Annotated in this window: 28 protein-coding genes; 16 read left to right on the top strand and 12 right to left on the bottom strand. The window is 68.7% G+C overall.

Annotated elements, in window-relative coordinates:
- Positions 1 to 142 precede the first annotated feature (142 nt).
- The 3 genes from AABM56_RS00740 to AABM56_RS00730 are packed head-to-tail and all read right to left on the bottom strand — an operon-like array spanning position 143 to position 4,083.
- On the bottom strand, positions 143 to 1,384 hold the full coding sequence (locus AABM56_RS00740; protein ID WP_347883790.1) for a thiolase family protein: 1,242 nt from the start codon (positions 1,382 to 1,384) through the stop codon (positions 143 to 145).
- Entirely contained in the window at positions 1,377 to 2,609 is a 1,233-nt protein-coding gene (gene mhpT / locus AABM56_RS00735) for a 3-(3-hydroxy-phenyl)propionate transporter MhpT (protein ID WP_133860347.1), read from the bottom strand. The genes AABM56_RS00740 and mhpT overlap by 8 nt, the downstream gene beginning before the upstream one ends.
- Positions 2,610 to 2,619: 10 nt before the next feature.
- Positions 2,620 to 4,083 (bottom strand): alginate export family protein, encoded by a 1,464-nt coding sequence (locus tag AABM56_RS00730; protein WP_263259872.1) that lies wholly within the window; start codon positions 4,081 to 4,083, stop codon positions 2,620 to 2,622.
- Between the two features lie 393 nt (positions 4,084 to 4,476).
- On the opposite strand from AABM56_RS00730, the gene AABM56_RS00725 reads away from it, so the two are divergent.
- A complete protein-coding gene (locus AABM56_RS00725) occupies positions 4,477 to 4,812 on the top strand; it encodes an I78 family peptidase inhibitor (protein WP_027598593.1) in 336 nt (111 codons plus the stop codon).
- A gap of 55 nt (positions 4,813 to 4,867) precedes the next feature.
- Here AABM56_RS00725 and AABM56_RS00720 read toward each other — a convergent pair whose 3' ends face one another.
- Entirely contained in the window at positions 4,868 to 5,515 is a 648-nt protein-coding gene (locus AABM56_RS00720; protein ID WP_133860345.1) for an HAD hydrolase-like protein, read from the bottom strand.
- Between the two features lie 106 nt (positions 5,516 to 5,621).
- On the opposite strand from AABM56_RS00720, the gene AABM56_RS00715 reads away from it, so the two are divergent.
- Positions 5,622 to 6,509, top strand: a complete 888-nt coding sequence (locus AABM56_RS00715; protein WP_263259871.1) for an alpha/beta hydrolase — start codon at positions 5,622 to 5,624, stop codon at positions 6,507 to 6,509.
- Here AABM56_RS00715 and AABM56_RS00710 read toward each other — a convergent pair.
- Positions 6,506 to 6,994 carry a GNAT family N-acetyltransferase gene (locus AABM56_RS00710; protein WP_133860343.1) on the bottom strand — a complete coding sequence of 163 codons (489 nt, stop codon included), beginning with the start codon at positions 6,992 to 6,994 and terminating at the stop codon, positions 6,506 to 6,508. The two genes, AABM56_RS00715 and AABM56_RS00710, sit on opposite strands and share 4 nt — an antisense overlap.
- Before the next feature lie 37 nt (positions 6,995 to 7,031).
- Positions 7,032 to 7,622 (bottom strand): TetR family transcriptional regulator, encoded by a 591-nt coding sequence (locus AABM56_RS00705; RefSeq protein ID WP_347883789.1) that lies wholly within the window; start codon positions 7,620 to 7,622, stop codon positions 7,032 to 7,034.
- A 76-nt stretch (positions 7,623 to 7,698) separates the two neighbouring features.
- Here AABM56_RS00705 and AABM56_RS00700 point away from each other — a divergent pair, with 76 nt between their 5' ends.
- From AABM56_RS00700 to AABM56_RS00690, 3 genes are all read left to right on the top strand, one after another.
- A complete protein-coding gene (locus AABM56_RS00700) occupies positions 7,699 to 8,328 on the top strand; it encodes a glutathione S-transferase family protein (RefSeq protein ID WP_133860341.1) in 630 nt (209 codons plus the stop codon).
- A gap of 147 nt (positions 8,329 to 8,475) precedes the next feature.
- The gene (locus AABM56_RS00695) at positions 8,476 to 9,234 is read left to right on the top strand and encodes an SDR family oxidoreductase (protein ID WP_133860340.1); all 759 of its coding nucleotides are present in this window, start codon (positions 8,476 to 8,478) and stop codon (positions 9,232 to 9,234) included.
- Between the two features lie 39 nt (positions 9,235 to 9,273).
- Positions 9,274 to 9,807 carry a DUF924 family protein gene (locus AABM56_RS00690; RefSeq protein WP_133860339.1) on the top strand — a complete coding sequence of 178 codons (534 nt, stop codon included), beginning with the start codon at positions 9,274 to 9,276 and terminating at the stop codon, positions 9,805 to 9,807.
- Positions 9,808 to 9,852: 45 nt separating this feature from the next.
- Here the strand turns inward: AABM56_RS00690 and AABM56_RS00685 are convergent, their stop codons facing one another.
- From AABM56_RS00685 to AABM56_RS00670, 4 genes are all read right to left on the bottom strand, one after another.
- Positions 9,853 to 10,302 carry an Lrp/AsnC family transcriptional regulator gene (locus AABM56_RS00685; RefSeq protein ID WP_042135142.1) on the bottom strand — a complete coding sequence of 150 codons (450 nt, stop codon included), beginning with the start codon at positions 10,300 to 10,302 and terminating at the stop codon, positions 9,853 to 9,855.
- 61 nt (positions 10,303 to 10,363) lie between these two features.
- Complete coding sequence (locus AABM56_RS00680) at positions 10,364 to 11,695, bottom strand: VOC family protein (protein ID WP_263258529.1); 1,332 nt, start codon at positions 11,693 to 11,695, stop codon at positions 10,364 to 10,366.
- Positions 11,696 to 11,803: 108 nt separating this feature from the next.
- On the bottom strand, positions 11,804 to 12,052 hold the full coding sequence (locus AABM56_RS00675; RefSeq protein ID WP_133860337.1) for a hypothetical protein: 249 nt from the start codon (positions 12,050 to 12,052) through the stop codon (positions 11,804 to 11,806).
- A 70-nt stretch (positions 12,053 to 12,122) separates the two neighbouring features.
- Complete coding sequence (locus AABM56_RS00670; protein WP_133860336.1) at positions 12,123 to 12,323, bottom strand: hypothetical protein; 201 nt, start codon at positions 12,321 to 12,323, stop codon at positions 12,123 to 12,125.
- A gap of 199 nt (positions 12,324 to 12,522) precedes the next feature.
- Here AABM56_RS00670 and AABM56_RS00665 point away from each other — a divergent pair, with 199 nt between their 5' ends.
- From AABM56_RS00665 to AABM56_RS00620, 10 genes are all read left to right on the top strand, one after another.
- A complete protein-coding gene (locus AABM56_RS00665) occupies positions 12,523 to 14,337 on the top strand; it encodes an ATP-binding protein (RefSeq protein WP_133860335.1) in 1,815 nt (604 codons plus the stop codon).
- A gap of 29 nt (positions 14,338 to 14,366) precedes the next feature.
- Positions 14,367 to 15,803 (top strand): sigma-54 dependent transcriptional regulator, encoded by a 1,437-nt coding sequence (locus AABM56_RS00660; protein ID WP_133860334.1) that lies wholly within the window; start codon positions 14,367 to 14,369, stop codon positions 15,801 to 15,803.
- An 86-nt stretch (positions 15,804 to 15,889) separates the two neighbouring features.
- Positions 15,890 to 16,900, top strand: a complete 1,011-nt coding sequence (locus AABM56_RS00655) for an SIS domain-containing protein (protein ID WP_263258654.1) — start codon at positions 15,890 to 15,892, stop codon at positions 16,898 to 16,900.
- Between the two features lie 227 nt (positions 16,901 to 17,127).
- Positions 17,128 to 17,748, top strand: a complete 621-nt coding sequence (locus AABM56_RS00650; protein ID WP_252977223.1) for a LuxR C-terminal-related transcriptional regulator — start codon at positions 17,128 to 17,130, stop codon at positions 17,746 to 17,748.
- Positions 17,745 to 18,128 carry a curli production assembly/transport protein CsgE gene (csgE, locus tag AABM56_RS00645; protein WP_133860331.1) on the top strand — a complete coding sequence of 128 codons (384 nt, stop codon included), beginning with the start codon at positions 17,745 to 17,747 and terminating at the stop codon, positions 18,126 to 18,128. The genes AABM56_RS00650 and csgE overlap by 4 nt, the downstream gene beginning before the upstream one ends.
- A complete protein-coding gene (locus AABM56_RS00640; protein ID WP_133860330.1) occupies positions 18,125 to 18,532 on the top strand; it encodes a curli assembly protein CsgF in 408 nt (135 codons plus the stop codon). Before csgE ends, AABM56_RS00640 begins: the two co-directional genes overlap by 4 nt.
- A 15-nt stretch (positions 18,533 to 18,547) precedes the next feature.
- A complete protein-coding gene (locus tag AABM56_RS00635) occupies positions 18,548 to 19,387 on the top strand; it encodes a CsgG/HfaB family protein (protein ID WP_133860329.1) in 840 nt (279 codons plus the stop codon).
- A gap of 108 nt (positions 19,388 to 19,495) precedes the next feature.
- On the top strand, positions 19,496 to 19,942 hold the full coding sequence (locus tag AABM56_RS00630) for a curli fiber surface-exposed nucleator CsgB (RefSeq protein WP_263258531.1): 447 nt from the start codon (positions 19,496 to 19,498) through the stop codon (positions 19,940 to 19,942).
- Positions 19,943 to 19,965: 23 nt separating this feature from the next.
- A complete protein-coding gene (locus tag AABM56_RS00625) occupies positions 19,966 to 20,886 on the top strand; it encodes a hypothetical protein (RefSeq protein ID WP_263258532.1) in 921 nt (306 codons plus the stop codon).
- Positions 20,883 to 21,215, top strand: coding sequence for a hypothetical protein (locus AABM56_RS00620; protein WP_133860326.1), 333 nt, complete (start codon positions 20,883 to 20,885; stop codon positions 21,213 to 21,215). The genes AABM56_RS00625 and AABM56_RS00620 overlap by 4 nt, the downstream gene beginning before the upstream one ends.
- 31 nt (positions 21,216 to 21,246) lie before the next feature.
- On the opposite strand, the gene AABM56_RS00615 is transcribed toward AABM56_RS00620, so the two are convergent.
- Positions 21,247 to 22,200, bottom strand: a complete 954-nt coding sequence (locus AABM56_RS00615; protein WP_263258533.1) for a homoserine kinase — start codon at positions 22,198 to 22,200, stop codon at positions 21,247 to 21,249.
- A 62-nt stretch (positions 22,201 to 22,262) separates the two neighbouring features.
- Positions 22,263 to 22,553 carry a DUF2782 domain-containing protein gene (locus AABM56_RS00610; protein ID WP_027597317.1) on the bottom strand — a complete coding sequence of 97 codons (291 nt, stop codon included), beginning with the start codon at positions 22,551 to 22,553 and terminating at the stop codon, positions 22,263 to 22,265.
- Between the two features lie 254 nt (positions 22,554 to 22,807).
- On the opposite strand from AABM56_RS00610, the gene polA reads away from it, so the two are divergent.
- Positions 22,808 to 25,555: a DNA polymerase I gene (polA, locus tag AABM56_RS00605; RefSeq protein ID WP_133860324.1), complete on the top strand. Its 2,748-nt coding sequence runs from the start codon at positions 22,808 to 22,810 to the stop codon at positions 25,553 to 25,555.
- Positions 25,556 to 25,811 lie beyond the last annotated feature (256 nt).

Genomic DNA, 25,811 nt, shown 5'->3' with positions numbered 1-25,811 from the left:
CCGAGGGAGAGGGGGCTGTCAGGCGCGACGTGCGCCATCGGTAGGTTAGGCTAAGCCCCGCGAAGCCCAACACGCCGAAGCCTAGCCCCTCCCCCCGAGGGAGAGACGCTGTCCGGCGCGATCGAAACCCCGCTGTTCCGCCCTACCCCCGCCACCCCGGATTCTCCAGCAGCACCGCCATCCCCTGCCCACCGCCGATGCACACCGCCGCTACCCCGTACCTGAGCCCCTCGGCGCGCAGCTGACGCGCCAGGGTGATGGCCAGGCGCAGGCCGGTGGCAGCCAGCGGATGCCCCAGGGCGATGGCGCCGCCATGCACATTGAGCCGCGCCGGATCCAGCTCCAGGGCGCGCTGCACTGCCAGCAGCTGGGCGCCCTGGGCTTCGTTGATCTCCAGCCGGTCGATGGTCTCTAGCGCCAGGCCGGCGCGGTCGAGCAGGCCCTGGATGGCCGGTACCGGGCCGCTGCCCATGACGTCCGGCGGCACGCCTACCACGCAACTGCCGCGCACCCAGGCCAGTGCCCGTGCCGACGGAGCGTCCGCGCCCCGCGCCAGCAGCACGGCGGCGGCGCCGTCGGCCACCGCGCAACTGTTGCCGGCGGTCTGGACCCCGCCCGGATGCACCGGCGTCAGCCGTGCCAGGGCCTCCCGCGAGGTTTCCCGTGGATGGCTGTCATGCTCGACCACCGCACAGCCCCGCGGCAGGCGCAACTCCCGCGGCGCCAGGCCCGCGGCCTCGAAGCGCGCCGCCGCCACCGGCACGATCTCTGCGGCGAACCAGCCCTGGCGCTGGGCCGCCAGGGCCCGCTCGAAACTGCGCAGCGCCCAGGCATCCACGGCCTCGCGGGCGATGCCGTGGCGCTGCGCCAGGCGCTCGGCGGTGGCGATCATGTCCAGTCCGGCCGCCGGGTCCTTGAGCGCCTCCCAGAGAAAGTCGTGGAATTCCACCGGCGCGCCGAGGCGAAAGCCGCTGCGGTGGGTATAGGCGGCGATGGGATTGCGGGTCATGGACTCGGCCGCCACGCACAGCACCTGGCTGGCCTGGCCGCTCTGCAACTGATCGCCGGCCTGGCGCAGCAGCTCCAGGCCGGTGCCGCAGACCCGTTGCAACTGCAGCGCCGGCACCGCCTCGGGCACCCCGGCATAGAGGCCGATATGGCGTGGCAGCAGATAGGCATCGAAGCTGGCCTGGGCCACCGAGCCGGCCAGCACGGAATCCACCGCCCCGGCCGCATGCCCGCGCGCCAGCAGCGCCCGCGCCACGGTGATGCCCAGGTCAGTGGGCGATACCTGCCCCAGAGCGCCACTCAGATCGGTCCAGGGCGTGCGCACGCCGTCCAGCAGCAGGACGTCGTCGTAGAGCGCCCCCATACCGTTACGCATGACCAGGCGCCTCGGCGCGGGCCGCCGCCGCAGGCGCCGCCGTCCGCCGCTGCAGCAGGGCCAGCACCGCGCCCGCGGCCACCAGCACCGCCGGAGTGGTGGCCACCACCAGGGTCGCCGCGCCACCGCCCAGGGCCAGGACCTGACCCGCCAGCAGCGGTCCGGCCATGGCGCCCAGACGCCCGACCGCCACCGCCGCGCCGGTCCCGGTCGCCCGCACCGCCGCCGGATAGAGCTGCGGCGCCAGGGCATAGAGCACCAGTTGGCCACCCACCACGAACAGCCCGGCGGCGAAACCGGCCAGGGCCACCAGTGGATAGGCCTCGGCCAGACCCAGCCCGGCCAGCCCTAGCAGGATGCCCAGGTAGATGGCCAGCACCGTCAGCCGTGGCCGCCAGCGATCCATGAGCAGGCCGAACAGCACCGAGCCGATGCCGCCGCCCAGGTTGAAGAGGATCTGCACCCCCACCGCCTGGCCGCGGCTGAAGCCCTGGCCCACCAGCAGCGACGGCAGCCAGTTGAGCAGCATGTACATCACCGTGAGGGTGAAGAAATAGCCCAGCCACAGCAGCAGGGTGGTCGACAGCGGGATGGCGCCCAGCCAGGCCCCGGGCGAGCCGCTCGACTGAGGTCCGCCTCGATTGCGCAGAAAGCCGGCGGTCTCCGCCAGGTAGCGTCCGAGCAGCGGCGCCACCAGCAGCGGCGTCAGGCCGCCGACATAGAACACCGTCTGCCAGCGGCCGACGTCCAGCAGCCCCACCACCGCCGCCAGGGCGCCACCCAGGGGCACGCCGCAGTACATCAGGCTGACCGCCGTGGCGCGGGCGCGCTCGTCCACCGACTCGGCGGACAGCGCGATCAGATTGGGCAGGGCGCCGCCCAGGCCGATGCCGGTGAGCAGCCGCGCCAGCAGCAGGCTCTCCAGACTCCAGACATGGGCGGTGGCCACCGAGAAGACCCCGAAGATCAGCACGCAGGCGATCAGCACCCGCTTGCGGCCGATGCGATCGGCGCACCAGCCGCCGATGAAGGCGCCGGGCAGCAGGCCGAGGATGCTGGCGCTGAACACCAGGCCCATCTGCCCCGGCTGGAAGCCGAAGGCCTTGGCCATGGCCGGGGCGGCGATGCCCATAGCCTGGAGGTCCATGCCCTCCAGCAGGGCGACGATAAAGCACAGCAGCAGGGTCAGGCGGGCCCCGGGCGGAACGGTCGAGAGCAGGCGCATGGTGGACTCCTCAGAAGCGGAAGGTGGTGGCGACCATCAGGAAGCTGGTGTCGTCGCCATCGGCCTGGCGCACGGCGGCGCCGGCCTGGAAGTAGCTGTATTCCAGATCCAAGGTCAGGTTGGCGGTGGGCATCCAGCGCAGGTTGTTGCGCCAGAGGGTGCCGGCCTTGCGCGCCGAGCTGGCCGCGGTGCCCGGCACCGTGGTCATGCCCGGCAGGTAGACGCCGTCTTCGGTGCTCTGCCGCCAGACGCCGAACAGCCCGCTCTCCAGCTGCAGGGTCGGCTGCGGCGCCAGGGTCAGCAGCGGGCCGACCAGATAGAGGTTGGCCAGGGTGGTGAGACCGGAGTCGCCATAGAAGCCGTTCTTAGGATAGAGCGGATCGAAGGTGCCGACGCGGTCGTCGCCCAGGCCGTGATCGCCGCTGGCGGCGTCCACCCGCAGGGCCAGCCGCGGCTTCCAGGCGCCGCCCAGGCGATAGCCGGTTTCGCTGCTCAGGCCCCAGGCGCGGATCTGGGCGCCGGCCAGATGCCCGCCCTGCCCGGCCAGGTCCCAGCTCCAGTCCCAGGGACCGGCGTTGCCGAACAGGCGGAGGCCGGCGGTGTAGCGCTTTTCCGCGCCGGTCAGGCCGTCCAGGGTGCGCTGGTCGGTCTCCAGGCCGAAGCCGTAGACATCCAGCTTGAGCGGCCCGGCCAGCGGCAGGGTGCCGTAGAGGCCATAGAACTTGACCGCGTTGTTGGAGCCATCGTCGAAGCTGTCCTCGCCGGTCACCACGGGCCTCAGGCCGAAGGCGTCCAGCCGGTAGCCGTCCGGGCGACTCCAGGCCAGGCGCAGGCCGTCGAAGTTGAGGCGGATGTTGCGGGCGTCGCGGTAGGTGACGAAGGCCTGGTTGCCATAGCCCAGCTCCTGGCGACCGATGCGGGTCATCAGCTTGCCGCCGGCCAGCGGCGTGTTGAGGTCAATGAAGGCCTGGTGCAGTTCGGTGCGGCTCTGATCGTAGGGCCCGTAGAGCGCCTTGTTCCAGGCGCGGGTGTTTTCCAGCTGGACGAAGGCGCGCACGGCGTCGTCGAACAGGTGCAGATCGGCGTGCAGCTGCAGGCGCTGCTGGATGTAGTGATCGGTGGCCACCCCGCGCCGGCCAAAGACCGGATTGCGGATGCTGTCGAAGCGATAGCGCGCCTCGCCGCCGGTCTGCAGCCAGGCCGCGTCGCCGAGGCGCTGGTAGCGCAGCCCGTCGAAGGGATCGGTGCGCTTTTGCGGATCGTCGAGAAAGCGATAGTCCTCGGCCCAGCGTGGCGGTCCGGGCGGCAGGGGACGCGCGGTCTCCAGGCTGTTGAGCGGCTTGGGCCGGGCGCTTTCCAGGGTGGTGGAAGGCGCGGCGAGTAGGCCCTGGCTGGCGAGCAAGGAGGCAAGAGTGGTAAAGGCGAGGCACGAGCGGGCCCGTGCGCGGGCCGGAAGCGAGCGCGGAAAAGACATGAGATGACCGTCCTGACTGGGGAAGCGGAAGGCGCCGCCGGGGCGCGCGGATCAGGGCCTAGCGGGCGCGGATCAGGTAGCGGTCAGGAGGGAGGGTGGTTGGATAGCGAGCTGACATGGCGGGTGTCCCTTTGTTGTTGTTGTCGTCACCAGAGGGCGGCTTGGCCCTGGCTCGATGATGGTCGATGGCAGAAATGGATCAAGCCATCCGGACCGAATCTGGCCGATTACCGAACGTTATCTTTATTAACTTTATTCCTGCAGGACGACTGGTCAGCCAGGTCTCTCGACGTCTTCTGTATCGCGCTTTGTAACAATGCCCGCCCTTGAGGGGTCCATGAGGAGGCCCGTACGGGTTAAGGTTCCTTCTCCCACGATCGAAAAGGCGAACTCATGAGCTCCAAGACTCCCCTCCTGCTGGCTGGTGCCGCGCTCTTCACCCTGCTGGCCGGTTGCGGCTCGCACGAAACCCAGAGCAGCCCGGCGGCGGCCTCCTCGGCCCCGAGCGGCGCCGTCAGCAGCAGTGGCCGTTGCAACTCCGATGCGGTCCAGGATCTGGTCGGCAAGGCCCTCTCCCCGGCTCTGGCCGAAGAAGGCCGGCAGCGCGCCGGTGCCCAGGTCGTCCGGGTGGTCCGTCCGCAGGACCCCATGACCATGGACTTCAATTCCCAGCGCCTGACCATCACCACCAGCGCCAGCCTGGTGGTGCAGACCGCCACCTGCGGCTGATCCCCGGCGCGCCCCACGACCTGCCGGCCACCGCCGCGCAGGTCGGCGCGTCCAGCTAGAGGCCGAAGCCCTGGCGCAGGGCCGCCACGCTGTGGAAGTGAAAGGCCGGGCGCTGGCGCTCCAGCTCTTCCCGACTGCCGAAGCCATAGCCCAGCGCCACCGCCGCCACGCCGTTGGCCTGGGCGGCGATCAGGTCGTGCTCGCGGTCACCCAGCATCAGGCAGCTTTCCGGCGCCAGGCCTTCGGTTTCCAGCACGAAACGCAGCAGTTCGGTCTTGTCGGCGCGGGTGCCATCCAGCTCGCTGCCATGCAGGGCAGTGAAGAATTCCGTCAGGGCGAAGTGCCTGAGGATCTCCACGGCGAACACCCGCGGCTTGGCCGTCACCAGATAGAGCCGCCGTCCGGCCGCCTGCAACTCGGCCAGCAACTCGCGGATGCCCGCATAGACCTCGTTCTCATAGAGACCGGTAGCGCGAAAATACCCCCGATAGGCCTCCACCGCGCGCCAGGCCCGCGCCTCGTCGAAGCCGTAGTGGATCATGAAGCTCTGCAGCAGCGGCGGGCCGATGAAGATTTCCAGCCTGCGCAGATCGCGCTCCTCGATCCCCTCGGCGCGCAGCGCCACCTGGATCGCCCGGGTGATGCCCAGGCGCGAATCGGTGAGGGTGCCATCGAGATCGAACAGCAGATGAGGGTGATGCATGGGATGTCCTGGCAACGGGAAATCCTGACCAGTATGGCGAGCGGGGACAGAGACCGGTAGGCTCGACCGCTCCATTGGAAATGAGTCTTGTTCGCCGATGCCGCCTTTGCCCCGTTCCGTCCGTCACAGCGCCTGGCTGGCCCTGCCGCTGCTGCTCGCCCTCGCCGCTCCCGGCCAGGCCCGCCCCATCGATCGGCCCATGGACGCCCAGGTGCTGCAGCAGCCGGGCCACGGCTATGCCTTCAGCGAACTCCAGCTGGATTCCGTCGATGGCGCCCGCCACTACCAGGTATGGATCGCCCGACCCGCCACCCCGGCACCGGCCGCCGGCTATCCGGTGCTCTATCTGCTCGACGGCAACGCCGCCCTGGGCGGGCTGAACGCCGAGTTGCTCGATACCCTGGCCAGGCGGCCCCATCCGCCCGTGCTGGTCGCGGTGGGCTACACGGGCGGCAAGCGCATCGACGGCCCCGGACGGGCCTACGACTACACGCCGTCCGCGCCTACCAGCGAACGCTTCCGCGAGCTGGCCACCGGTGGCGCCGACGTCTTTCTCGCCTGGCTGCTGGAGCGCCTGGAGCCGGCGGTGGCGCGGCAGTTGCCGCTGGATCATGGCCAGCGCGCGCTCTGGGGCCATTCTCTGGGCGGACTGTTCGTCCTCCACGCCCTGCTCACCCGCCCCGACGCCTTCGCCCAGGGCTACGCCGTGAGTCCCTCGCTGTGGTGGAGCCCCACCGTGCTACCTCAGAGTGATGAGCAGCTCAAGGAGCGTTTCAAGGCCCATCCGGCCCGCCTGGTGCTGCTGCAGGGCGGCGCCGAACGCGAACTGCCCGCGCACTTCCAGAGCGAGGTCCCCGCCGATGCCACCCGGCGCCTGGCCGACCGCCTCGGCCAGCTCCCCGGCATCCGGGTGCGCTACGAGGTGCTCGAAGGCCTGGGCCACGGCCCCATGCTGCCGGCCTCGCTGCGGGCCGTGTTGAGCGAGTGGCGCTAGTCCGCCAGCCAGCGATACATCACCAGGCAATCCACCAGCCCCAGACTGGCATGGCGATAGGCCCTGGGCAGGGTGCCGACGATCTCGAAGCCGTGTTTCTGCCAGAGCCGCACCGCCACCTGGTTGCTGGCCACAACCGAGTTGAATTGCATGGCCTGGAAGCCCAGTTCGCGAGCCACCTGCACGGAGTGCTCGCAGAGGGCGCCAGCCACGCCCTGGCCACGGGCGGCAGGAGCGACCATGTAGCCGCAATTGCAGACGTGATCGCCCGGGCCCATGGCATTGGCCTTGAGGTAGTAGCTGCCGAGAATCTGGCCATCGCGTTCGGCGACGAAGGTTGCCCGCGGCAGCTCCACCCAGAGGCGCCAGGCGTCGTCGCGGCTCATGTCCGGGTCGTAGGCATAGGTCTCCCGGGCCTGGGCGACCTGCTGGATCAGCGGCCAGACCTGATCGAAATCGGCGGCGGCGAGGGGGCGAATCTGCATGGGTGACTCCGGCGGACGAAGGAGTCGCCAGTGTCGCCTAGCCGGCCGCCGCTGCCAAATCATCGCCCTCTTCCAGCAGGCCCTGGGCGCCCTGGTGACAGGCCACCAGCAACTCCTCGGCCAGGGCCTCGTCGTCCAGCGCCCGCGCCAGGGCCACGCCACCGATCAGGGTGGTGGCCAGCTGCAGCGCCCGGGCGCGCCGCTGCGCCGGCGGTCCTGGCAAATCCCGCTCCAGCCGGCTGACGAAGCGCGCGAAGAAGCGGGTATAGCTGCCACGGATGGCGGCCTCTCGATGGGTGACGTCGGCCGCGAGAAAGGCCAGCGGACAGCGCAGCGAATCGCCCTCGGCATGCTCGCGACTCAGGTAATGCTCGACCAGCTGCCCGAGGCCTTCGCTACCGAGACCGTCGAGCCGGGCCCTGCCGACCCGCGCGGCATGGGCGATGGCCTGGTCATAGACCTCGGTCTTGGTGCGGAAGTGGTGATAGAAGGCGCCGCGGGTGAGACCGGCATCGGCCATCAGGTCATCGAGGCCGACCGCATCGAAGCCGCGAAGGGCGAACAGGCGGGCAGCGCTGTCGAGGATGCGCTGGCGGGTCTGCTCGCGCTTATCAAGGGGCCAGGCCATGGCTCCTCCAGATTATGTTCTTGAACATAAGGTCTCCTTTGCCAGCATGCAGCCTTCTTTGCAAGGAGCCTGCAGCATGACGCCCTATCTCTTCGGTCCCGCCTTCAGCACCCTGGTGCGCAGCGTGCGCCTTCATGCCCTCGAACAGGACCTGGAGCTACCCTGTGGCCTCGCCCCTGACGGCCAGGCGATCGCCTGGCGCAGCGAAGCCCATTTGGCGCTGCACCCCTTCGGCCAGGTGCCGGTGCTGTTCGATGGCGAGCTACGAATCTTCGAGACCCTCGCCATCTGCCGGCATCTCGATCGTCGGCTCTCGCCGGAGCGCGGCGGCAACCCGGAGCAGGACGCCTGGAGCAGCGCTCTGCTCACCACCGTGGATACCCGCCTGGTCCGCCGCTATCTGCTGCGCGTCGCCGGGCCACGACCCGAGCCCTTCCGCACGCCGGAGGAGGAGCAGCGCGCCCTGGCCGACGTCGACGCGACTCTGGCCGTGCTCGATCGCCAGTTGGGCGACCAGAGCTTTCTCTGCGGCGCCGACTTCAGCCTACCCGACGCCCTGCTGGCGTCCATGCTCGACTACCTGGAGCCCCTGCCCGACCTCCACTGGCAGACGACCTGGCCCCGCCTCGCCGCCTACCTCGACCGCCTGCGCGCGCGACCCTCCGGCCAGGCGATCCTGGTGGCGACCGACTTCAAGCTGCGCTGAGCCGACAGGAGCTACCAGGGGCCACCTACCTTCCCAACACGCCGTAGCCACCCCCTCTCCCTGCGGGAGAGGGCCAGGGTGAGGGCCGCCCACCACCCCTCCCTACCTGCTAGCCTTGGAAGCTCCTCCCCCGTCCAAGGACCGCCCATGACCACCGCCCGCCCCATCGCCCTCGTCACCGGTGCCTCCCAGGGCATCGGCCGCGCCGTCGCCCTCGGTCTGCTGCAGGACGGCTTCCGCGTGGTCCTCGCCGCTCGCCGCGCCGAACCCCTGGAGGCCCTCGCCGAAGAAGCCCGGCAACAGGGCGGCGAAGCCCGGGCGGTACCCTGCGACGTCACCGATGCCGCCAGCGTCGAGGCGCTGTTCGCCCGCATCCGCGATACCTACGGCCGCCTGGACCTGCTGTTCAACAATGCCGGCGTCGGTGCCCCGGCGGTGCCCATCGACGAGCTGGAACTGGACGCCTGGCACCGGGCGGTCAACACCAACCTCACCGGCGTCTTTCTCTGCAGCCGCGCGGCCTTCGCCCTGATGCGCGCGCAGACACCCCGTGGCGGACGCATCATCAACAACGGCTCCATCTCGGCGCACACGCCCAGGCCCTTCAGCGCGCCCTACACCGCCACCAAGCATGCCGTGGCCGGGCTGACCAAGGCTCTGGCCCTGGACGGCCGCGCCTTCGACATCGCCTGCGGCCAGATCGACATCGGCAACGCCGCCACCGAGATGACCGAGCGTATGGCCAACGGCGTACTCCAGGCCGACGGCAGCACCGCGGTGGAGCCGCGCATGGACGTCCGGCACGTCGCCGATGCCGTTCGCTACATGGCCAGCCTGCCGCTGGACGCCAACGTCCAGACCCTGACGGTGATGGCGACCAAGATGCCCTATGTAGGGCGGGGCTGAGGGGTTCCACGTAGAGTCCGATTAGACAAGGAGTGCAAGATGAATCCAGTCGAGGTCGTCTCCTTCTGGCGTGCCGCCGGCCAACGCCTGTGGTTCAACGGCGGTCCTGCCTTCGACGCCGAGTGCCGCTCGCGTTTCGAGGCCACGCATCTGGCCGCCAGTCGCGGTGAGCTGGACGGCTGGGTTGCCAGCGCCGAAGGCGCTCTGGCTTTGTGTCTGCTGCTTGATCAGATCCCGCGCAATATCTTCCGCCACAGCAGCCACGCCTTCGCCACCGACGGCCTGGCTCTGCAACACGCGCGACAGGCGATCGACGCCGGGCTGGATCAGCAGATCGAAGCCGAACTGCGCGCCTTCTTCTACCTGCCCTTCGAGCACTCCGAGGCGCTGGACGATCAGCGGCACTCGCTCATACTTTTCGAGGCACTGGGGATCGAGCACTACCGGCGCTATGCAGAGGCTCATCTGGAGGTGATCGCTCGCTTCGGTCGTTTTCCGCACCGAAATTATGTTCTAGGCCGGCTCAACACTCCGGACGAACAGGCATGGTTAAACGCAGGTGGCGGCTTTTAAACAAGCAGTAAAGGTACTTCCGGTAAGCTTCAAGAAGGCCGGCTATCAAGCACCCAAACGCCGATCGATTTTCCGATTCAGGATGATCGACGTCTGCGTCTGCTTGACCCCTTCGAGGTTGCCGATGCGGTCGAGCAGTTCGTCGAGCTTTTCGTGGGTGGTGCAGCGCAGGAAGGCCAGGTAGTCGAACTGGCCGCTGACCGAGGAGACTTCCTCGACCTCGACCATCTTTTCCAGGGCGCGGATGACGCCGGCGGTGCTGCGCGGCAGGACGCTGATGGCGCAGTAGGCGCGCACGGCGGCCTGTTCCAGTTCGGAGCCCAGGCGCAGGCCGTAGCCCTGGATGATGCCGTCGCGCTCCAGGCGCGCCAGGCGGGTGACCACAGTGGTGCGCGCCAGGCCCAGCTGGCGGGCCAGGGTGGCGTTGGAGGCGCGGGCGTTCTGCTGCAGCAGGTGAATGAGCTGCCAGTCGGTCGGATCGAGTTTGGTGAACATCGTGGCTGCCTGCCAGGGGCGGACGTCGGGACCGGGGGCCGCCGACGCGGGAGCCTCCATTCTAGGCGGGGCGGCCGAGGGCAGCCAGGGCGGTGTCCAGGGATTCCTGTTGCTGGCGTTCGTACAGCGCCATCTCGTCGAGCACCGGCGCACCCAGGACGGCTTCGAAGGCGGCGCGATTGCCGCCGCTCTGGTACTCCTGCTGGCTGCCGGCCCCCAGGTTGGACTGGAAGATGCCTGCGGCGCTGACGGGCAGGAAGTCTTCGTAGGTGATGGGATCGGCCAGGAGCTGGCCGGCGCCGATCAGGGCTTCGGTATCCGTGGTCTCGACGCTCGACCCAGTGCTCTGCGCGGCACGATAGCGGAACCAGGCCAGGCCCTGGCGGCGCAGCTCGTCCCAGTTGTCGGGTAGCGCCTGGAACACCTCGGCCAATACCGTTGCGTAGTCACTGCCGGCCGCCTTGCTGCGCTGGCGGACCTCCTGCAGGAGTTCGTCGTAGCGCTGGCGACCGGCCGGCGTGAGGGCGATGCCACGCTGCTCGATCTCGCCGAAGCGCGCCGTGTGCGAACCCTGGACCTCGCCCTGGAACAGGATGGGTTCTTCCAGCGCCTTGAAGCTGGTCTGGCGCAGCAGGATGGGGCACTGGCGGCGGGGCGGCCCCTCGATAGTTTCCTTGGGCGCGATACCGCGCGCGGGCATCCGGGCCTGGACGGCGTCGATGTCGAGGGTGCGCGGGGTCAGGTGGTTGATGTGCGGACCCTTGAAGCAGACCACGTCGGCGATCAGCCGATGGGCGTCGTGCAGGCGCTGATAGAGGCTGGCGTCGACATTGGCCTCGCGGTGCCAGCGAAAGGTCTCCAGGGCTTCCTGGACGAAGGCTTCGGCTTCGGCATCCGTCAGCCCGCCCTGGGCCTCGGCGCGCTCGATCAGCTCCAGCGCGCCCGGGGTGAAGATGCGGCGCTCGTTCAGGACCTTTTCGGCCAACTGGCGCAGCTCGGCGTCTTCGATCAGCTCCAGGCGCAGCAGCGAGGTGAAGACGCGAAACGGATTGATCTGCAGAGCCGCCGGCTCGACGGGGCGGAAGGCGGTGGAATGCACCGGCACCCCGGCCACGCTGAGGTCGTAGTAGCCGACCGGCTGCATGCCCATCACGGCGAACAGGCGGCGCAGGGTGGTCAGTTCCGCGGCGGTGCCGACGCGGATGGCGCCGTGGCGCTCTAGGTCCAGGCGCTCCGCGGAATCCCCGGCGAAGCCCGGCTGTCCGGCGTTCACCTCGGCGACCAGTTCCAGCAGGGTGCCGTACTGGGGCACCTCCTGGCGGTACATCGCTGACATGGCCTGGGAAAAGCGGGTGCGGATCAGATCCGGGGAAAGCAGCGACGCGGCGGTCATGGGAGCGACTCCTGGCTCAGGCTAGAAGCCGATTTCGACATGCCCGCGCGGGCTGCTCAAGCGATCTTTGCTCATTGGATCATTCCCCGGGGGAATGGGCGGACTGCCTCAGTGATCCTTGTGCTGGGTCTTGGGCTTCTTCACATGATCGGCGCCGGTATTGCTGCCCGATCCGCCGCTGGAGCCGTTGTCGGCCGCGCCGACGCCGGTGCTTGGTGCCTTCTCCATGCCATGGGTGCTGGTGGGATCGGGCCGCGCGGGGGTGGCCGGGGGATTGGTCGGGCTGGTCTGGGCCAGGGCGGCGCCGGACAGGCTGAGGCCCAGGATCAGGGCGGGAAGCAGGGGGAACGGGCGCATGGGAGGACTCCTCTGGACGGATTCACTCCCCTTTAGGCACCTCCCGCGCAGGGAGGTGCCGCGCCGTGGATCAGCTGCCGCTGGTAGTGGCCTTGTGGACCTTCTTGTGCGCCACCTTCTTGTGGTGGGTGGTGGCCTGCTTGCCGGTCTTGGCCGGGCTGCTGCTGGTCGCGGCAGGGGGCGTGGCCGGATCGGCGGGCGCCGTCTGGGCGAAGGCGGCAGAGGTGGCCAGCAGGCCGGCGAGGGTCAGGCAGAGGGTGGTGCTTTTCATGGAAGTCACTCCTTCGGTGGCTGATTGCAGGTTCAGTTAGCCGGCTTTCGCCCGGCAAATCCGTGTCCTCGTCCACAGCCGGGGCCATTGGTAACAATATATTTCAATCGACTGCCAAGGCGTTAACAGTCTGACGACCTCTTCGCCAGGGTCCCGGCTTGGGCATAATGCCGGGACGCCCCCCTGATCGTAGCCGCGCATGCCCAAGAGTCCTCACCTTCCCAAGCGCCCCCGCTGGAGCAGCCTGCTGCTACTGGCCCTGGGTCTGACGCTGCTGCTGATTCCGCTGCGCTACGCGGCCCAGCACTATTACGAGGCGCAACTGGGCGAGCAGAACGGCCAGACCCTGGATCTCTATGTCGCCAACCTGCTGGGCACGCTGCGGCGCTACGAGGTGCTGCCGGACCTGCTGGGCGATCTGCCGGTGCTGCGCCATGCCCTGGAAGGCCAGGGCGACAGCACGGCCCAGGACGCCGCCAGCCAGATGCTGGAAGACATCCGCCAGCGCACCGGGGCGGACGTCATCTACCTGATGCAGGACGACGGCACCTGCCTGGCCAGTTCCAACTATCGCCAGGCGGACAGCTTCGTCGGTCGCGACTTCTCCTTCCGGCCCTATTACAAGGCGGCCATGCAGGGCCAGCCGGGGCGCTTCTTCGGTCTCGGCACCACCTCCAGCAAGCGCGGCTACTATTTCGCCGCCGCCGTGCGCGATGGCACGCGGGCCATCGGCGTGGTGGTGGTCAAGGTCGACCTGGACAGCGCGGAAAAGCTCTGGGGCAATGCGCCCGAGCAACTGCTGGTCACCGACGACCTGGGCGTGGTCATCCTCACCTCCCATGACGCCTGGCGCTTTCGCGCCACCCATCCGCTGGACGAACGCCAGCGCGAGCAGGTCAATGCCAACCGGCCCTACCCCACCACCAATCCGGCGCCCCTGACCCTGGTGCCCGGCGACTGGCTGACCCAGACCCGCAATCTCGACGAGGTCGGCTGGAACGCGCAGATCCTGGCGCCGCGGGAGATGGTCGAGCGCCAGGTGCGCAGTGCCCTCTACGTCGGCGCGGCGACCCTGCTGGCGCTGCTGCTGTTGCTGGTGGTCATGACCCTGAGACGGCGCCACTTCATCGAGCGCCTGGCGCTGGATGCCCGGGCCAAGCGTGACCTGGAGCTGAACGTGGAGGAGCGCACCCGCGACCTGCAGACGCTCAACGCGCGGCTGCAGCAGGAGGTGCACGACCGCGAGCAGGCCCAGCGCGAACTCATGCGCGCCCAGGACGAAGCCGTGCAGGCCGGCAAGCTGTCGGCGCTGGGGACCATGTCGGCCAGCATCAGCCACGAACTCAACCAGCCGCTGGCCGCCATCCGCAGCTACACGGAAAACGCCGTCGTATTGCTCGACCACGATCGGCTGGACGATGCCCGCGGCAATCTCAAGCTGATCGGCGAGCTGACCACGCGGATGGCCAACATCATCGCCCACCTCAAGGCCTATGCCCGTGGCGCCCGCCGTGCGCCGGAGAGCGTGGTGCTGCAGGGCGCCCTGGAAGACGCCCTGGCGCTGGTCGCCGCGCGGCGCCGAGCCATGCAGGTGGAGCTGATCCGCGACCTGCCCGATGCGCCGCTGTGGGTGCAGGCCGGCGAAACCCGCCTGCGGCAGATCATCAGCAACCTGCTGAGCAATGCCCTCGACGCCCTCGCGGAAAAGACCAGCACCCGCCGGCTGTGGCTGACCACCAGCATCGACGAGCGCGGCGTGACCCTGATCCTGAGAGACAACGGTCCGGGCTTTTCCAGCGAGGCCCTGGCCCGCGCCCACGAACCCTTCTTCACCACCAAGGCCACCGCCCAGGGCCTCGGCCTGGGCCTGGCGATCTGCGATAACCTGTTGCGGACCCTCGGTGGCCACCTGCACCTGTCCAACCATGGCGACGGTGGCGCCGAGGTACGTCTCTATCTGCTGCATGGCAAGCCGGGGGTCGCCTCGGTGCCCCAGGAAGAAGTCCGCGGTTGACCGTCAGCCCTCTACCTTAGGTCCCAGTCATGAGTGCCCTGCCCCCCTTCGATCCCGCCAGCCAGATCCTGCTGATCGACGACGACGCCCACCTGCGCCTGGCGCTGAGCCAGACCCTGGACCTGGCCGGTTTCAAGGTGACGACCCTGGCCGATGCCCGCGAGCTGGAGCTGGCGGCCGTGCGCGACTGGCCCGGCGTGGTGGTCAGCGACATCCGCATGCCCGGCATCGATGGCCTGGAGTTGCTGGCCCAGCTGCACCAGCGTGACGCCGAATTGCCGGTGGTGCTGATCACCGGCCACGGCGACGTGCCCCTGGCGGTGCAGGCCATGCGCGCCGGCGCCTATGACTTCCTGGAAAAGCCCTTCGCCAACGATGCGCTGATCGACAGCGTGCGCCGCGCCCTGGGCGCCCGCCACCTGGTGCTGGAGAACCGCAGCCTGCGCCTGGCCCTCGCCGAGCGCCATGAACTCCAGACCCGGCTGATCGGCCAGACTCCGGGCATGGCCCGGCTGCGCGACCAGATCGGCGCCCTTGCCGCGACCCAGGCCGATGTGCTCATTCATGGCGAGACGGGCGCAGGCAAGGAGGTGGTGGCCCGCGCCCTGCACGACCTGTCGAATCGTCGCGACGGCCCCTTCGTCGCCATCAACGCCGGCGCCCTGGCCGAATCCGTGGTGGAGAGCGAACTCTTCGGCCATGAACAGGGCGCCTTCACCGGCGCCCAGAAAAGACGCATCGGCAAGTTCGAATACGCCAGCGGCGGCACCCTCTTCCTCGACGAGATCGAGAGCATGAGCCTGGATGTCCAGGTCAAGCTGCTGCGCCTGCTGCAGGAGCGCAAGGTCGAACGCCTCGGCTCCAACCAGCAGATCCCGCTGGATATCCGGGTGGTCGCCGCCACCAAGGAAGACCTGCGCCAGGCCGCCGACCAGGGTCGCTTCCGCGCCGACCTCTACTACCGGCTCAATGTCGCCACCCTGCGCATCCCCGCCCTGCGCGAGCGCAGCGAAGACATCCTGCCGCTGTTCCGCCACTTCGCCCTGGCCGCCGCCCAGCGCCATGGCACCCCGCTGCGCGAAGCCGATGCCGAGCAGCGCGCCGCTCTCATCGCCCACAGCTGGCCGGGCAACGTGCGCGAATTGCAGAACGCCGCCGAGCGCTTCGCCCTGGGGCTGGAGCTGGCGCTGGACAACAGCGCCTATGCGCCCCTGGCGCCCATGACGGCGCCGCCCGTGGCCGCGGCCCCGGTGCTGGCGGCGCCCGCCGCGGCAGCCCTGGCTGCCGGACTGGGCGAGCAGGTCGAGGCCTTCGAGCGCGAACTCATCCAGCGCGAACTGGCCCGGCCCCACGCCTCCCTGCGCAGCCTGGCCGAAGCCCTCGGCCTGCCGCGCAAGACGTTGTCCGACAAGCTGCGCAAGCACGACCTGCAATTCACCGGCGGTGCGGCGGACGAAGGCGACTAGGCCAAGGTCGGCTGGTCGCGCCTGTCCAGGAGTGGCAGAGTGCGAGACTTAGGCGTACGCCCAAGGAGACCCTCTTGACCTCGCTCATGCTCGCAGAAGCCGCCGCCAGCGGCGCGGCGGTCGCTCGCCAACTGGCGACCATCGACCAGGCCCTGGCGGCTCTGGCCGACGACCTCAGGGGCAATCCGCCGCAGCTGGCGCTGACGGTGGCGCGTGGCAGCTCGGACCATGCGGCCAGCTATTTCGCCTACCTGGCGATGGCCCACCTGGGGCTGCCGGTGCTGTCCCTGCCGCCCTCACTGGTGACCCTGCGCCAGGCGCCGCTACGCGTCGAAGGCCAGCTCGCCCTGGGCTTTTCCCAGTCCGGACGCAGTCCCGATCTGATCGAGACGCTGTCCGCCCTGGATCGCTACGGCGCCCGCACCGCGGCCCTGGTCAACGAGATCGACTCGCCGCTGGCCCTGGCCTGCCGCCATGCCATCGGCGTGCAGGCCGGTCCCGAGCGCAGCGTCGCCGCCACCAAGAGCTTTATCGCCACCCTGGCCGCCGCCGCCCGGCTGATCGCCCACTGGCAGCAGGACGAGACCCTGCTTGCCGCTGGAGTCGCCTTGCCCGAGGCCCTGGATCGCGCCGCCGAACTGAGCTGGGCGCCGGCCCTGACCGTCCTGCGCGACGCCGAACGCTGCATGGTGGTCGGCCGCGGGCCGGGCTTCGCCATCGCCCAGGAGGCCGCGCTCAAGCTCAAGGAAACCTCGGCGCTGCAGGGCGAGGCCTTCAGCGGCGCGGAATTGCAGCACGGTCCCCTGGCGCTGGTGGAGCGTGGCTATCCGCTGCTGATCTTTGCCCTGCGCGGCCCCGAACAGGCCGGTCTGCTGCAACTGGCGCGGGACCTGCGCGCACGCGGTGCGCGGGTGCTGCTGGCCGCGCCGGACGAGATCGCCGAGCGCGACCTGCCCCTCGCCGTCGCCGGTCATCCGGACCTGGACGGCCTGCTGGCGATCCAGAGCTTCTATCGCCTGGCCGCACTGCTGGCCGAGGCTCGGGGCCAGGACCCGGACCAGCCGCGCCACCTGCGCAAGGTCATCCTCACCCGCTGAGGCGGCGATCGCTCGTCCAGGCGCTGCCGCTTGCAGAGCGCCTGGATTACCCGCTCCATCCAGAGAGCTAAGTCTTTGGAGCTAGCCGCCGACGGCTGGTCGACGGGTAATCTGCCAAGCGGTCCACAGAGCCGGTAAGTCGCTGGAAATCGGTCAGTTTTTTCTTGTCGCTCCCGGCGATTTGTCTCAGCGTTCGCGCAACGGATGATGAGACAGCCCATATGGACATGCGCGCGATACCTGCGAGCAAGGTCTGCCTGACGACGAGAAACGTCCTCCTGGCAGAACTGCTCAAACCCTTTCTCGAAGAACGCCACGGCATCGAGCTCAGCTGCGCCCGCGAGCTGGAAGCGGCCGGCGAGACCAGCCTGGTACTGGTCGATCTCGGCAGCGTGCCCGAAGCGCCACTGGAGCGCTGGCTGGAAAGCCTGGCGCCGGCGGTCACCGTGGCCTTTCTCAACGCCAGCCTCGAACAGGCCCTGCCCTGGGTCGAGCGCTTTCCCGCCATCCAGGGCGTGTTCGCCCCCCAGGCCAGCCGCGACCAGCTGCTGCAGGGGCTGGGCGCACTGCTGGCCGGCGAGGACTGGCTGCCCCGCGCCATCCTGGCCCACCTGCTGCGGCGCTCCCGCGAGCGCCCCAGCATCGCCGCCGACGGCCTGACCCGGCGCGAGCGGGAGATCCTCCGGCTGGTGGGGCGCGGGCTGTCCAACGCCGCCATCGGCGAGGCGCTGTGCCTGAGCACCCACACGGTCAAGAGCCACATGCACAACCTGCTGCGCAAGACCGGCGCGGCCAATCGCGCCGAGGCGGCGCTGCGCTTCCATGCCGGGCAGGACCTGCCGGGATGAAGGCGGCCTGGCTGCTGCTCGGCCTGCTGCTGGCCGGACCGCTGCGGGCCGAGGGCGAGCTGATCCAGGGACTGCTGGTGGACAACACCATCTCCCGCTTCGGCCACGACTTCTATCGCCACTTCGCCGACCGCCTGACCGATACCACCGACCTGGACTTCAACCTGGTGGTGCGCGAACGGCCTTCGGCGCGCTGGGGCAGCCTGGTCTGGGTCGAGTACGAGCAGCGGCTGCTCTATCGCCAGTTCATTCCGCCGAACAACAGCGAACTCAAGGATGCCGCCTACGCCGCGGCGGACCAGGTCCACGAGGGCATCACCCGCCGGCGCCTGGAAAATCTGCTGCAGGACACTTTCGACATGGATAAGGACGAGTTATGAACGCGCACGCCTGGAAGGCCCTGCCCCTGCTCTGCATCCTGGGCGTCGCCCCGGCCATGGCGACCGAGCTGGTCTACTCGCCGGTGAATCCGTCCTTTGGCGGCAATCCGCTCAATGGCACCTACCTGCTGAACAACGCCACCGCCCAGGATCGCCACAAGGATCCCGACCTGCGCAGCAGCGCCAGCAGCCAGTCGCCCCTGGAACGCTTCACCAGCCAGCTGGAATCGCGGCTGCTGTCCCAGGTGCTGACCGACATCAAGGACGGCAACTCGGGCACGCTGTCCACCGACCAGTTCATCGTCAACATCGTCGACGATTCCGGCAACCTGACCGTGCAGATCACCGACCGCGGGACCGGGGAGATTTCGGAAATCTCCGTCAACGGCTTCAACCAACCCTGAGCACGGATGCCTGCCATGAACGCCTTTTCCCTGGCGGCGGCCCTGAGCGCCGCCCTCGTCCTGACCGGCTGCGTGCGCGACCCCATGCCCGCCGAACAGAATGCCGCCCCGACCCTGACGCCGCGCGCCTCCACCTACTATGACCTGCTGGCGCTGCCGCCGCCCAAGGGCCCGCTGGTGGCCGCCGTCTACGGCTTCCGCGACCAGACCGGGCAGTACAAGCCCAATCCGGCCAGCTCCTTTTCCACCGCCGTGACCCAGGGCGCCGGCAGCATGCTGGTGGACGCCCTGCAGGCCAGTGGCTGGTTCGTGGTGCTCGAACGCGAGGGCCTGCAGAATCTGCTGACCGAACGCAAGATCATCCGTGCCACCCAGAACAAGCCGGACCTGCCGGAGAATCTGCAGCAGGCGCTGCCCTCGCTGCAGGCGGCCAACCTGCTGCTCGAAGGCGGCGTGGTGGCCTATGACACCAACGTCCGCAGCGGCGGCGAGGGGGCCCGCTACCTGGGCATCGGCCTGTCCGAGGAGTACCGGGTGGATCAGGTCACGGTCAACCTGCGTGCCATCGATACCCGCAGCGGTCGGGTGCTGGCCAATGTCATGACCTCCAAGACCATCTACTCCATCGGCCGCCAGGCCGGGGTCTTCAAGTTCATCGAATTCAAGAAGCTGCTCGAAGCCGAGTCCGGCTACACCACCAACGAGCCAGCGCAGCTGTGCGTGCTCTCGGCCATCGAGGCGGCGGTCGCTCATCTGGTCGCCCAGGGCGTGGAGCGGCGCCTGTGGCTGGTGGCCGACGGTCGCGATCCGCGCGATCCGGCGCTGACCAAGTACCTGGAGCCGAACCGGCGCTAGGGATTAAGCCGCCGGCCCCGCGGGATTCGCTCCCTGGAGCGATAGCGATGGGCCAGGCGGCTCCGGACAATGCCAGGCGGAGAATCTTAGGCAATGACGGTGACAGAGATGCGCAGCCCAACCCGCGGCCTGGCCGTGGTCCTTGCCCTGGCCCTCGGCCTGGACGCCCTGGCGTCGGCCGCCGATCTCATGGAGACCGGCGACCTGGGTCAGGCCCCAGCGGCCGGGCGCGACGCCGTCATCCGCCAGTTCGGCGTAGGCAACCAGGCGCTCATCGACCAGCGCGGCACCGCGCTGCGCGCTCAGGTGGCCCAGAGCGGCGCCGCCCAGGAAGCCCGCATCCTGCAGGACGGCACGGAGCTGAGCGCGGTCATCCTCCAGGGCGGCTACGGCAACGTCGCACGCATCGAGCAGGTCGGCAGCGGCAACCAGGCCGACATCCTGCAACTCGGCGTCCAGGGCAACGCCCGCATCGAACAGCACGGCTCGGGCCTGTCCAGCCGCATCGTCCAGTACGGAAGCAACCAGAATACGGTGGTACGTCAGTACCGCTGATGGCACTCATGGAGATCAGACAGATGTTTCTACTCAGGCCCCTGGCCGCCCTGACGCTGGCCCTCGTGGCCGCCAACGCCTTCGCCCAGAACAGCACCGCCCTCGTCCAGCAGGACGGCACCAGCGGCACCCTCACCCTGGACCAGAGCGGCGCCGGCAACAGCGCGTCCCTCTATCAGCTGCAGGGCGAAGGCAACGCGATCAGCGTGGTCCAGACCGGCGCCAGTAGCGCCACCATCACCCAGGGCGGCGATATCTACGGCTACGCCCAGGGCAATGTGGCGACCCTGCGCCAGGAAGGCGGCAGCAGCGTCCATAGCCTGGCCCAGGACGGCTTCGGCAACCAGGCCACCATCAGCTCCGTGGGCAGCAACAGCGGCACCCTGGTCCAGTCGGCCTCCAGCGCCCAGCTGACCCTGGAGCAGAACGGCGACAACAACCAGGTGCGCGTCGACCAGAGCGGCGATGCCGTGACGGCGACCCTCGCCCAGTCCGGCACCGACAACCGCATCGACCTGACCCAGCAGGGCTACTCGGTCGACACCGTGGAGCTGACCCAGCGTGGCCAGGCCAATGTCGCCACGGTGCTCTCCTCCGGCAAGTTCAACGAACTGACCTTTACCCAGGACGGCAATCGCAACACCCTGAACGTCGACCAGGCCGGCCGCGGCAATCGCTTCAGCGGCAGCTCCACCGGCGACGACAACCTGGCCAGCGTCACCGTCCAGGGCGACAGCAACCAGACCAGCATCGTCCAGAGCGGCAACGGCAACGAGGCGCGTCTCGACGTCACCAGCGCCATCAGCACGGCCAGCGTCAGCCAGGTCGGCGACAGCAACCGCGCGAGCATCCTGCAGACCTCGGCCAACTTCAACGGCTTCAACGACAGCGCGCGGATCTCGCAGAGCGGCTTCGGCAACAGCGCCACCATCAACCAGCGGTGACGCGCGCTGCCTGGCTGCTCGCGGCCCTCCTGCCCCTGGCAGGCGGCGCCGCGGCCAGCGCCCGCCTGGAGTTGCAGCCGCAACCGGCGGGCGCTCAGGTACAGCTGTGCTTTACCGGCGAAGACACACCCCTGAGCTACGAACTCGTCATCGAATTGCACGGACCGGGGGGCGTCGCCCGCACCCGTCAGGCCGGCGCGGCCAGGGGTGACGGCTGCCCGGTCACCACGCGCCTGGGCGCAGCACCGGGCAGTCTGATCGAGGCGACGCTGAGTTGGCAGCGGCAGGGACAGGCGCAGCCCGTCATCGAGCGACGCTTGCAGCTGTAGCTCAGCGCAGAGGTTCCACGTGGAACCTGGGCTACAGGGTCAGCGGCAATTCCAGCGGGGTCTGCTGCCGCGCCGCCAGGCGCTGCTGGAATTCGACCGGGTCATGAATCAGCACGTCCTGGCCGGCAAAGGCCTGGGCGGCGATCAGTCGTGACAGCCAGAAGCGCACGCAGGCGACGCGCAGCAGCACCGGCCACAATTCGGCTTCGCCCGGCGTGAAGTGGCGATCGGCGGCATAGGCCGCCAGCAGCGCCCGAGCGCGCGGCAGGTCCAGCGCGCCGCTCTCGGTGGAGCACCAGTCGTTCACCGTGATGGCGAGGTCATAGAGCATCCAGCCGGAACTGGCATTGTAGAAGTCGATGACGCCCGAAAGCCGGGGACCATCGAACATCACATTGTCGCGGAACAGGTCGCCGTGCAGATTGGCCTCGGGCAACGGCGGCTGCTCGCTCAGCAACGCGCGGATCTCCCCCAGGGTGCGCTCCAGCAGCGGCCGGGCCGTGGCGTCCAGGCCCGGCGCCAGGCGCTCGCCTTCGGCCAGCATCCAGGCCAGGCCGCGATCACTGGCGCGCTCGATGCGGCGCTCGCCGGCGGTGGCCCGGTGCAGATGGCCCAGCAGGTGGCCGACTTCGCCGCAATGATGGGGATTGGGCGCACGCTCGTGGCGGCCGGCCAGGCGCGGTTGCAGCAGCGCCGGCTTGCCGGCCAGCTGGCGCAGGGCCTGGCCATCCTGGGTGCGCACCGCATAGGGCACCGGCAGGTCGGCGTCGTGGAGGACATCGAGCAGTTCGATGAAGAACGGCATCTCCGCCACCGGACCGCGCTCCACCAGGGTCAGGACGAATTCGCCGCCTTCCAGGCTGATGAAGTAGTTGGTGTTTTCCGAGCCCTCGGCGATGCCCCGGAAATCCCGCAGCCGGCCCAAACCATAGGGCGCGAGAAAGGCTTCGAGGGTGGGACGATCGAGGGGCGTGAAGACGGACATGACAGGGCCTGGCGGAGGAATGTGCGAGCGGCGCGCAGTTTACCGGTCCAGGCGCCTTGCGCCTACCAGCTGAACAGGCGCCAGCTGGGGACGTGCAGGGTCGGCTTGTCGTTGGCGGCGGTGCTGCTGCCATCGGCGGGCACCAGCTCGTAGGGCGCGCCATGCTTGGGGATGACCCGGGTGGATTGCAGCACCCCGCGGATGCGCGTCTCCTCGATGGTCTGGTCGCCGGCCTGGTAGCGGATCACCTTGATCTCGTCAGGCAGGGGCTTTTCCCCCGGTGGCAGCGGTTCCGCGGCCTGGACCAGCGGCGCCAGCAGCAACGCGGCGAAGAGGAAGCGACGAGCACCCATGGTAACCTTTGACCTTTTGAACGGAGCGAGTGGTCGATTCTAGGCTCTGTACGAAAAGTCGTCGAGCGAAGGTCAGGCGAGGCGAAAAAGACTGAGGAAGCGGAGTTTACGAGTGGTAAATGAGCATTCCGAAGGCTTTTTCAACGAAGCATCACCGAGCGCAGACACCTTTCGTACAGAGCCTAGAACCCGGTTTTGCAGTCGTCGAGACTAGCCGGACAGACGCCGCACACGCCACGACAAAGGTCCAGACCATGAGCCACGCCCCTCTCGTCCTGGTGGACGGTTCCTCCTATCTCTATCGCGCCTTCCATGCCCTGCCGCCGCTGATGACCTCCACCGGCAAGCCGACCGGCGCGGTGAAGGGCGTGCTCAACATGCTGCTCTCGCTGCGCCGCCAGTATCCGGACAGCCTCTTCGCGGTGGTCTTCGACGCCAAGGGCCCGACCTTCCGCGACGAACTCTTCGCCGACTACAAGGCCCAGCGCCCGGCCATGCCCGACGACCTGCGCGGCCAGGTCGAGCCGCTGCACGCCTGTATTCGCGCCCTGAGCCTGCCGCTGCTGGCCGTCGAAGGGGTGGAAGCCGACGATGTCATCGGCACCCTCGCCCGTCATTGCGCCAGCGCCGAGCGCCCGGTGGTGATCTCCACCGGCGACAAGGACATGGCCCAGCTGGTCTGCCCCTATGTCACCCTGGTCAACACCATGAGCGGCAGCGTGCTGGACGTGGAAGGGGTCAGGACCAAGTTCGGCGTGGGCCCCGAGCTGATCATCGACTACCTGGCGCTGATGGGCGACAAGATCGACAACATCCCCGGGGTACCCGGGGTGGGCGAGAAGACCGCCGCCGGCCTGCTCAACGGCATCGGCGGTGGCCTGGATACCCTCTACGCCAACCTCGATGCCGTGGCCGCCCTGCCCCTGCGCGGCGCCAAGTCGCTGGCCGCCAAGCTGGACCAGCATCGCGAGCAGGCCTACCTGTCCTACCAGCTGGCGACTATCAAGCTGGACGTGCCGCTGGAGCTGACCTTCGACGAGCTCAAAGTCGGCGAGCCCCATGTGGAAGCCCTGATGGCGCTCTATCAGGAACTGGAATTCAAGTCCTGGCTGGATGACCTGATCCGCGACACCAAGCGCCAGGGCGCTCCCCTGCCGCTGGCCGAGGACGCCGCCACCACCCAGGTGGAAACCCACTACGACACGGTGCTGGAACAGGCCGACTTCGACGCCTGGCTGGCGCGCCTGCAGGCCGCCGACCGCTTCGCCTTCGACACCGAGACCACCAGCATCGATGCCCAGCGCGCCGAGCTGGTGGGGCTGTCCTTCGCCGTGGCGCCGGGCCAGGCCGCCTATGTGCCGCTGGCCCACAGCTACATGGGCGCGCCGACCCAGCTCGCGCTGGAGCCGGTGCTGGCCGCGCTGAAGCCGCTGCTGGAGGACCCGGCCAAGCTCAAGGTCATGCAGCACGGCAAGTACGACCTCAATGTGCTGACCCGCTACGGCATCACGATCCAGGGCATCGCCTTCGACACCATGCTCGAATCCTATGTGCTGGACGCCACCGCCACCCGCCACGACATGGACAGCCTGGCGCTCAAGTACCTGGGCCACAGCACCATCCGCTTCGAGGACATCGCCGGCAAGGGCGCCAAGCAGCTGACCTTCGACCAGATCGCCATCGAGCAGGCCGGGCCCTATGCCGCCGAGGATGCCGACGTCACCCTGCGCCTGCACGAGACGCTCTGGCCCAGGCTGGAAGCCATCTCCGGCCTGGCTGGAGTCCTGCGCGACATCGAGATGCCGCTGGTGCCGCCGCTGGCGCGCATCGAGCGCAACGGCGCCCTGGTAGATTCGGCGCTGCTCGGGGTGCAGAGCCGCGAGCTGGGCGAGAAGATGATCGCCCTGGAAAAGGAGGCCTATGAACTGGCCGGCCAGGAATTCAACCTGGGTTCGCCCAAGCAGCTGGGCGAGATCCTCTTCGTCAAGCTGGGCCTGCCGGTGGTCAGCAAGACCGCCTCCGGCCAACCTTCCACCGCCGAGGCGGTGCTGCAGGAACTGGCCGACCAGGACTTCCCGCTGCCCAAGGTGCTGATGCAGTACCGGCAGATGAGCAAGCTCAAGAGCACCTACACCGACAAGCTGCCGCAGCAGATCAATCCGCGTACCGGCCGTATCCATACCAGCTACCACCAGGCGGTGACGGCGACCGGCCGGCTGTCTTCCAGCGACCCGAATCTGCAGAACATCCCGATCCGTACCGCCGAGGGCCGGCGCATCCGCCAGGCCTTCGTCGCGCCGAAAGGCTATCGCCTGCTGGCGGCGGACTATTCGCAGATCGAGTTGCGCATCATGGCTCACCTGGCCCAGGACGAAGGTCTGCTGCACGCCTTCCAGAACGACCTGGACGTGCACCGCGCCACCGCCGCCGAGGTGATGGGTGTGCCGCTGGAAGAGGTCAGCAACGAGGATCGCCGCCGCGCCAAGGCCATCAACTTCGGTCTGATCTATGGCATGAGCGCGTTCGGCCTGGCCAAGCAGATCGGCGTCGGCCGGGCCGAGGCCCAGGCCTATATCGATCGTTATTTCCAGCGCTATCCCGGTGTGCTGGCCTACATGGAGCGCACCCGCGCCCAGGTGGTGGACCAGGGCTATGTGGAGACCCTCTATGGCCGCCGGCTGTACCTGCCGGACATCCACTCCAAGAACCAGGGCCTGCGTCGCGCCGCCGAGCGGGCGGCGATCAACGCGCCCATGCAGGGCACCGCGGCGGACATCATCAAGCGCGCCATGATCGCCGTGGATGGCTGGCTGCAGTCGACCCCGGAGCTGGACGCCCGGGTGATCCTGCAGGTACACGACGAACTGGTGCTGGAGGTCCGCGAAGATCAGGTGGAGCGTCTGCGCGAAGGCCTGCTACCGCTGATGAGCGGTGCCGGCGAGCTGGACGTGCCACTGCTGGTGGAGTCGGGGGTGGGTGGCAATTGGGACGAGGCGCACTGATGGGCGCTGGAGGTTGGGATCGTTGGGCTTCGCAGGCTCAGCCCAACCTACGGGTCCTGTCACCCTCGGTCGCGTGGAAAACGGCGTAGCCTTTTCCACCTGAGGATTGAGTGCCAAGGGTACCCTCACCCCGGCCCTCGCCCTGAGGGAGAGGGGGCGGTTTGGAGCGTGGTTTTGACACCGCGACCTCGTAGCGTGGAAAACGGCGTAGCCTTTTCCACCTGAGGATTGAGTGCCAAGGGTACCCTCACCCCGG

This window comes from Pseudomonas aestiva (assembly GCF_039908605.1).
In the GTDB taxonomy this organism is placed as follows: domain Bacteria; phylum Pseudomonadota; class Gammaproteobacteria; order Pseudomonadales; family Pseudomonadaceae; genus Chryseomonas; species Chryseomonas aestiva.
Note: the sequence above shows the minus strand (reverse complement) of the source record. Positions and strands in the feature narration are given on the sequence as shown.

Coding starts and splice junctions, on each gene's coding strand:
- AABM56_RS00740 (WP_347883790.1), bottom strand. CDS start 1,384: ATGCGTAACGGTATGGGGGCGCTCTACGACGACGTCCTGCTGCTGGAC.
- mhpT (WP_133860347.1), bottom strand. CDS start 2,609: ATGCGCCTGCTCTCGACCGTTCCGCCCGGGGCCCGCCTGACCCTGCTG.
- AABM56_RS00730 (WP_263259872.1), bottom strand. CDS start 4,083: ATGTCTTTTCCGCGCTCGCTTCCGGCCCGCGCACGGGCCCGCTCGTGC.
- AABM56_RS00725 (WP_027598593.1), top strand. CDS start 4,477: ATGAGCTCCAAGACTCCCCTCCTGCTGGCTGGTGCCGCGCTCTTCACC.
- AABM56_RS00720 (WP_133860345.1), bottom strand. CDS start 5,515: ATGCATCACCCTCATCTGCTGTTCGATCTCGATGGCACCCTCACCGAT.
- AABM56_RS00710 (WP_133860343.1), bottom strand. CDS start 6,994: ATGCAGATTCGCCCCCTCGCCGCCGCCGATTTCGATCAGGTCTGGCCG.
- AABM56_RS00705 (WP_347883789.1), bottom strand. CDS start 7,622: ATGGCCTGGCCCCTTGATAAGCGCGAGCAGACCCGCCAGCGCATCCTC.
- AABM56_RS00700 (WP_133860341.1), top strand. CDS start 7,699: ATGACGCCCTATCTCTTCGGTCCCGCCTTCAGCACCCTGGTGCGCAGC.
- AABM56_RS00695 (WP_133860340.1), top strand. CDS start 8,476: ATGACCACCGCCCGCCCCATCGCCCTCGTCACCGGTGCCTCCCAGGGC.
- AABM56_RS00690 (WP_133860339.1), top strand. CDS start 9,274: ATGAATCCAGTCGAGGTCGTCTCCTTCTGGCGTGCCGCCGGCCAACGC.
- AABM56_RS00685 (WP_042135142.1), bottom strand. CDS start 10,302: ATGTTCACCAAACTCGATCCGACCGACTGGCAGCTCATTCACCTGCTG.
- AABM56_RS00680 (WP_263258529.1), bottom strand. CDS start 11,695: ATGACCGCCGCGTCGCTGCTTTCCCCGGATCTGATCCGCACCCGCTTT.
- AABM56_RS00675 (WP_133860337.1), bottom strand. CDS start 12,052: ATGCGCCCGTTCCCCCTGCTTCCCGCCCTGATCCTGGGCCTCAGCCTG.
- AABM56_RS00670 (WP_133860336.1), bottom strand. CDS start 12,323: ATGAAAAGCACCACCCTCTGCCTGACCCTCGCCGGCCTGCTGGCCACC.
- AABM56_RS00665 (WP_133860335.1), top strand. CDS start 12,523: ATGCCCAAGAGTCCTCACCTTCCCAAGCGCCCCCGCTGGAGCAGCCTG.
- AABM56_RS00660 (WP_133860334.1), top strand. CDS start 14,367: ATGAGTGCCCTGCCCCCCTTCGATCCCGCCAGCCAGATCCTGCTGATC.
- AABM56_RS00655 (WP_263258654.1), top strand. CDS start 15,890: ATGCTCGCAGAAGCCGCCGCCAGCGGCGCGGCGGTCGCTCGCCAACTG.
- AABM56_RS00650 (WP_252977223.1), top strand. CDS start 17,128: ATGCGCGCGATACCTGCGAGCAAGGTCTGCCTGACGACGAGAAACGTC.
- csgE (WP_133860331.1), top strand. CDS start 17,745: ATGAAGGCGGCCTGGCTGCTGCTCGGCCTGCTGCTGGCCGGACCGCTG.
- AABM56_RS00640 (WP_133860330.1), top strand. CDS start 18,125: ATGAACGCGCACGCCTGGAAGGCCCTGCCCCTGCTCTGCATCCTGGGC.
- AABM56_RS00635 (WP_133860329.1), top strand. CDS start 18,548: ATGAACGCCTTTTCCCTGGCGGCGGCCCTGAGCGCCGCCCTCGTCCTG.
- AABM56_RS00630 (WP_263258531.1), top strand. CDS start 19,496: ATGCGCAGCCCAACCCGCGGCCTGGCCGTGGTCCTTGCCCTGGCCCTC.
- AABM56_RS00625 (WP_263258532.1), top strand. CDS start 19,966: ATGTTTCTACTCAGGCCCCTGGCCGCCCTGACGCTGGCCCTCGTGGCC.
- AABM56_RS00615 (WP_263258533.1), bottom strand. CDS start 22,200: ATGTCCGTCTTCACGCCCCTCGATCGTCCCACCCTCGAAGCCTTTCTC.
- AABM56_RS00610 (WP_027597317.1), bottom strand. CDS start 22,553: ATGGGTGCTCGTCGCTTCCTCTTCGCCGCGTTGCTGCTGGCGCCGCTG.
- polA (WP_133860324.1), top strand. CDS start 22,808: ATGAGCCACGCCCCTCTCGTCCTGGTGGACGGTTCCTCCTATCTCTAT.